Source organism: Eudoraea sp., from assembly GCF_049665975.1.
Classification (GTDB): Bacteria; Bacteroidota; Bacteroidia; order Flavobacteriales; family Flavobacteriaceae; genus Eudoraea.
Genome location: NZ_JBATGR010000272.1, coordinates 1 through 7340 on the forward strand (window position 1 = coordinate 1; position 7340 = coordinate 7340).

The window sequence follows — 7340 nt, forward strand, 5'->3', positions numbered from 1 at the left end:
CTTCAAATGAGGAAAGGCTAAGTACTGTTATAATTAATATCCAGCAGATAAAGCCGATAGTAAAACCATAATGTTTAAACACCAATAAGCTCCTTATAATCTGCTTCGCTCATAAGACTGTCGATCTCTGAGACATTACTTATCTTTATTTTAATCATCCAGCCATCGCCATAGGGATCTGTATTTACTTTCTCTGGTTCATCCTCCAGTAATTCGTTCAATTCGATAATCTCACCACTTAGTGGCAAAAAAAGATCAGAAACAGTTTTTACGGCTTCGACTGTACCAAAAACCTCATCCTTATCTATAGTTTCATCCACTGTCTCTACTTCAACATAAACTATATCACCAAGTTCTCCCTGCGCGAAATCTGTAATGCCAACGGTAGCGATATCACCATCAATCCTTATCCATTCGTGATCTTTGGTGTACTTTAATTCGGATGGTATATTCATTTTAATTCGTTTTGTGTTGCCCGCAAATGTAGTAGATAATCCGTAGGTTTTCAAAAAAACAGACCGGATAAAAGACTAAATCCTATAATGCGCAAATAATATGAAAATAATATCTATAAAAGTGTTGTTTGAACTCCTCTTATAATAAACGTGCAAAATGTCTTTAGTTACCAAAATTATATCGAATGGTAAACCCTGTATTGATAGTTGTTTGAGGAAATGCCGTGGATACAGCGAACTTCGAGAATGAATAATCAAAAAAGAATAAAGCATTCAGGTTTTTACTAAGGGCATAGTCTGCTGTAAATTTTGTGGACAATAAATTCTGCCCTGCGGTTATCTGATTATTATCTAAGCTGAGATTTCTAATAATAGTAAGATTATCCCTTAGCGTAAAATCTGCCTTCAGGTTTAAATCGCCTTTCAGACGTTGTTTCTGCCCGCCAATGTTAGTTACAAATTTTACATCCTTAAAACGATACCCCAGTCCCACCGTATAATCCTGACCAGTGATCTCTGTAAGTAAGTTATTGTCGAAGCTAAAAGAATATGCTCTGTCTGTACCAATTTCTGCCAGGACGCTTAGTGAACTTTGCATTTCAAAATCTACTCTAATTAAAGGATTAAACTGGTCTGTAAGCACAACATTATTAATAATACTTTCCGGAAGATAATCCTGAGTTTCCTGATTAATTGGCGGAAGACCATCATTTTCAAGCTGGGATCTTTCGAGGTTGGTTTGAAAAGTATTTATACTGTAAGCAGACCGGTAACCATGGCTCAATGAAAAACGTTTGAACTTCTTTTTAAAGGATTTAATCCTCATTAAACCGGTATACTTAAGATTCCAATTAGGTATGGGAATATCTCTAAAGGCATCTAAATTAACCCTATTTACATCCTGACCTGTGTAGGCTGCAAAGAAAGCCGGTAAAATCACATCCTGACTTGTTGGACCATACCTTAATGGATATCCATTCTCATCTACGCCTTCATCCGGACTGGACCTGTCTGATTGCAACCTATCTGCAACAACTATCCTATTATTTTTGAAAGTATCAAAATTCTTTGACTGAAATTCATCACTTTTACTAAACGATGTACCAATCATTATGGTAGATATGCTGAAGTTTCCAAAAGTGTTAGGTGTTTGCGCTAAATACTCGCCTGCGTTGATCTCAAAATTCTCCTGTAAACTACTGGAAAATTGCCTGTCTGCCAATAAATCTATAGTTAAATCCCTAACTGGTTGGGCTGTAGCTGTAATGTTCAGCTGTTTGTTAGTTCGCTTTATAAATTGTTCGTTAAATTCATTATAGGGTGTAAGCCATCCTTTACGCGCCGCTTCAAAGCGCACATCTTTCTGACTTCCGAAGACAAAGCCCAATGATGGTCTTGTAGTACCAATAAATCCGATAGACTGGGTATATCCGGGTAAAACTGTACCATTATTCTCTCTATAGTTTACGTTAATACGTTTTACCATGGTTATTATATCAACAAAAGTATTGAACCCAGCACTACTTTTCTTTTTCGGTTTTTCCTCCCCGGCAGCCGGATTTCCAGCTTTATCGCGGCGAACAGGAGTATCACCCACCTCCCCTTTGCCGCTCCTCCTTTTAAGACCAATTTGATCATAAAGACGTTGCATACTTAGTGCAGCATTAATCGTATGTGTATTGGCATTTTGAATAGTGTTAATAACAGCATTAGGATCTCCAAGTGCATCCTGTACCACTTCATTTAAGGCGTCGCCACCTCGCTGCCAATCAAAATTACTGGTGTAAGTATATTGCGCATTGATAAAGTCCAGTATAGGTATTTTGTTTAGTGGAATATCATAATTTAACTGAAACTGTTGGGCATGCCTGTTGGGTTCTCCGATATCAAAGAAGCCATTCCAAACATTCAGGTCTTGGTTAATATCTGAATTAGGGTTGCCATCCTCTTCAAAATAGTTTCGTACAATATTATTGTTGGAGGCCGTGATATTCAGGCGCAGTGATTTAGACAAGCTATAGTTTAGAGCATATTGCCAATTAAAAAGATAGTTTCTTTGCTGGAGTAATGGTAATGCAAGTTTTTCGACACCAGGTTCCAGAACATCTCTAAACCTCTGCTGGTTGAACTGACGATTGTAATCTGACTGAACTGATAAACTGGTTGGCAGCAGATTAAAATTTATGTCTTTCAACCATTTTAGGTAGCTCCCGGTAAATAAGGAATCCTTTTTTTCAAAAGGCGCCACTGATAGGGGCTTAAAATTATAATTATAGACAAAGCCTGTCTTTATATTCTGATCTTTTAATCTCTCAACTTCAAAATCTCTATGATCTGTCTGGTTATAAGAATAATTAAAAGTAAAATTTTCAATATCATAAATATGGGGTTTAGCTTCAGGACCCCGATTCTTGCGTACTCCAATAAAGTTGACGCTTCTTCTTTTAGTATAGTCTTCTGCCTGCTCTCTTATGTCATCTTCTTCGGCCTGAGTATTTGCAGCATCTATTCTGTCTTCAAGCTTTAAATCGTCATATACCGGATCAAATTCGGGGGTTATTAATTGCTCCGAAACTCCAAAATTAAAAGGAATTTGAACATTCCACTTTTTAGGGAGAAGTTGTCCAATAGACACATTAGTTACTACATCGTAGGCCACAGCATCCTCTCTGGAACGTTCATTTGGCCTTTGATCTACAGAGCCAAATCCGGGAGTACTTCTACCTCCCGTGGCAGTTACGTCAGCAAAATCAGCTAAGTTCGCATCAACTGCGGCAAGTGCAGCCCAACCTCCATTATTATCCAAACCTGCCATACGTAATTCATTAAACCATACTTCGCCACGCGCGGGGAGGTTATCAATATTCTTTATCCCCAACATAGCACTTCGCAACGAACCTATTGAAGGGTTTCCCCTGATTCCAATACGGGTCTGCCCCAATACTCTTGGAGCAAATTCATCAACTGAAACAACTTCCCCATCAATAATTTCATAAAAATTGATTTCATTCAGGGATTGATCAGCAATACCTTGAGATTTAACTTTGGTGAGGTCACTCAAAGCTATATCCATTTCATTTATTTCTGGCCAAATTTCCTCTGGAGTTGTAGAACCAAAAGGTGTAAACTTTAAAGGGACTTCTATTTGATAAAAATTCTCGGAGAAATCTGTACCTATCCTAAGAAATGCTACGAGAGGTACATCATCATCCAGGTAATCAGAATTCACAATCTTCTCAGCATGTAAAAACATTTTTAATCTTTTGTATTGTCGAATATCAATGTTTACATTTTTAAAGACACCTCTGGAGTCCCGAGGCTCAAGATTCTCTACTTTGAATGACAAGGACTGTTCATTCTGGCGAATAATAGTGTTATTATTATTTAATTGTTCTCTTAGAACGCCTGGGGGCAAAACATAAGGAATTGGCGTTCTGGAATTATTCTCTTCTATGTTTACAGTATTTACATCAACAATAGTTGCATCATCTTCCGGATCATCGTTATCTGATGACAGGGTTTTTAAATAATTTCTCCAATCTATACGTACAAGATCCAGTGTGGCAAATCGCAAAACTACCTCATCTGTAAAGCCGGTAAGGTACATCCGCATAAAACTGATAGATCTAAAATCTGTTACTCCTCCTACGGCATCTGTAAAATTACTTAATGGTATTTTGTACTGAATCCACCTGCGGTTTAATTGAGTTCCGTTGGGTAAATCGGGCGTAGTCCCCTCGCTGATATCGGTTACATATTCATCGTTTATCGTAGTGTTAGGTTTAATGTTAATGCGATACTCAAAATAGCTATTAATAGTGTTCATGGTAAGGTCACGGTTAACGTCTTCCACGTCGGGCAAAGTTGTAGATCCCCGATCTGTATTTGTAACAGTAACCGGTGAATTTCCTTCCGTATTATTAAAATCAAGGTAACGTTCTAAAATACCCCCCTCCCTGTTCAAGTAATATTGGAAGTTATCGAGAGCGGGATCCTCAGCGGGTCCATTATACCCTTGTGCAGCTTCCAGAGTATCATCAAGACCATCAAAACCAATATCCTGAAGGGAACGGTTCGTTTCGCTGGCATCAAAAGCATAAACCAGAGATTGTGTAGCCGGTACCACCCCCCAGTCGGTAGGTGTGGTGAGATCATTGCTGTTCAGGCCAGGTAAACCGTTTTCATATTGTTTTCTGCCGTCATCCAAAATATCCTCCGAGATATTACCTAAATTAATAACCAATTCACCAGGACCTGTGGCAATTCCATCTACATATGGATCCATTACCCAGAATTGTACGAATTCAACATTAGATTGCTCAAAATTTGTACTACTCAAAGAACGCATCATTCCAGCCCATTTCTGATTTGGTTGGAGTCCATTAAAAGTAGCACTTGCATTATAAGGCCCTTTTTGATTTGGATAATATGCCATATCGAAAGTATTCTGAACGGTTGTTTGCCCCTGGGCGATATCTACCTGGGGAAATACTTCATCAATAAAAACTCTACGCGTCTCATTTGTAGATATATCATCGTCATTAATACCGGAAGGACGTTGGTTTGTATAAAAAATAGGGTCTATAGTATACCACGCCATTTTTGCTCTTTCAAAACCTGTTTCCAAATCCTGCTCGCCATCAATTTTAAATTCCTCTGGTGTACTGGCCAATGACCAGCCTAATGAAGAACGGATGTCTATTAGTGCCTGGGCTCCTTCAAAATCATCTAAATAGGTCGTGGTTTCTCCCTGAAAGTCTGCATTTTTAGGGGAATTAGGGTTGAGGTATGCGGCCTCAGCTCTAACCGATACATTGGAGGCAACATCTGTATCTATATTGGGTAATTTGTTAACCAGTCTGGTTAAAAAAGGAACCTCTGTTGAAAAATTTGCATTGAGACCAAAAATACTGTTATTTACGGGCTCAACACCATAATTCGATTTTTGTGTAAGTGGCCTTTCATTGAGGTTTTGAAAATTTCCTCCCAAGATAAATTTCTCATTGAATTTATGTTCTACATTAAAACCGGTAAATCTCCTTGTTTGCTGACCAAAAATTGCATTGTTTTCAACTGAAATATTTATAGGCGTGTTTGAAGCTTGCAAACTGGGGTCTAATATCTGAACGGTTCCCGCCTGATAATTTACTGTATAATCTATTCCTTCCTGCAACTGGCGGCCACCTGCCGTTACTCGCACAGATCCTCTGGGCACATTAAAGGCTCCTATAGGGATACCGCTTGATCCTTCAGATTTATAGCGTCCCTTTAACTTAAATCTATTTTTCTCAGCATCCTGTAAAGATGCGGCCTTAGTTAGGGCATACATATTTCTGAAAACATATTTTTGCTGATTTTCATTGTATCCCTGATCATTATCTACATCATAGGTACCTCCGCCTAATACATCAAATAAAAACTCACCAAAAGGTTCAATTTTGGTGAAAAGTATGAGGCCATTTTGAGTATTTACCGTAATCCCGGGAACAAAATCGAAGAAACCATCTCCACCTCTTTGAACATCATTAAAAGTATTTAGCCGATCCAGGTTAAAAACATCCAGAAGAATTCTGTCTTGTAAAGCTCCATTAGGAGAGTTTTCATCGGGCCATCCGGAACCTGGTCCTTCAACCACCGGTATAATATAATTTCTGGGGGTTGGATCTGAATATAAAATATTGAACTTAAAATCTTCCTGACTTAACTGAAAAGCACCAGTAGCATATATGTTTTTCATCATTAAATCCCAGATTGGGTCGCTCACATTAGTAATATTACTTTTTAGTAATTTCAGGACAAGTGTATTGTTATTAATTTGTGGAACTTCTACCCCTGGGGTAACCGTTGTAGCATCTATTCCACCATTGGCAAATTCACCAACCTGAAATATTTCGCCATTGTATGTGTACTGAAAGGCAACAGCGAGTACTTCATCATTGCTTAGGCGCTGGTTCAAAGAAATATATCCCAATTGAGAATCAAACTGGAAGTCTCTTCCTGTTTCAAGTTTTCTGGCATTTTCCAAAATAGCATAGTCAAATCCCTGATTTACCTGATATCCCGTATTTATATCAAATCCATTATCTACTGTTGCAATATCCCTAATATTGGAGTTTAATACGCCTCCATTATCAATGAGCAGAGGGTCGTAGTCATTCGCATTATTTCTCGGTAATTCCTGATTGGTAGCTGAGGTATTAAAAAAACCTGCCGGTTCGCCATTTGCCAGTCCAATCCTGGTTTTTTCCTTAAGGGCCTCACCTAAATCCTGGAGTGCAACAATGTTTCTTACATTAAGTGTTTGCTGGCCTCTATTTGTAACCCAAACTTCAAGGCGCGTAATCTGAACCTGACTTTTTATAAAAGGATAATTAGTTAAAGCCTCATCATATTGATCTCTAAAATATTGGGCTAAAAAAAAGTGTTTGTCCTCATCATAATCCAAGGCAGATAATTCAAAATCATTCAAGGTGCCACCTCCCTGGGCTACTACTGAACTATTTTGAGATTGCTGTTCAGAAAAAACTGAGGTTATAGTAGTCCTGCCGAACTGCAATTGGGTTTTTACACCAAAAAGGCTCTGCGCCCCTCTGATCAAAGAACTGTTTAAAGGGAAACTTACATTACCAACCTCAATTTTTCTTATGATATCATCTTCTGTGGGTGTATAATCTAATTTTATTAAATTCTGAAAATCGAAAGTAGCTTCAGTATCATAATTAGCAGTTACCTGCAAACGCTCACCAATTTTTCCTAATAAGCTTAAACTAATACGCTGATCAAAATCAAATGAGAGATTGGTACGGTTTCTTGGAGAAAGTGCTGGGTTGTCATTTTTTTGCCATATAACACCAAGGTCCATTGCAACAGATCCCTGGGGAATTA

General features: G+C 38.2%; 2 protein-coding genes. Both read right to left on the bottom strand.

Going from position 1 to position 7340, the window contains the following annotated elements:
* Window positions 1–74: 74 nt before the first annotated feature.
* Window positions 75–455, bottom strand: a complete 381-nt coding sequence (gcvH, locus tag WBN20_RS09680; RefSeq protein WP_424281526.1) for a glycine cleavage system protein GcvH — start codon at window positions 453–455, stop codon at window positions 75–77.
* A 163-nt stretch (window positions 456–618) separates the two neighbouring features.
* On the bottom strand, window positions 619–7340 hold a 6722-nt coding region (sprA, locus tag WBN20_RS09685), incomplete at its 5' end, for a cell surface protein SprA (RefSeq protein WP_424281527.1).

Excerpts from the sequence above, each read along its gene's own strand:
- gcvH (WP_424281526.1), bottom strand. The coding sequence starts at position 455 with ATGAATATACCATCCGAATTAAAGTACACCAAAGATCACGAATGGATA.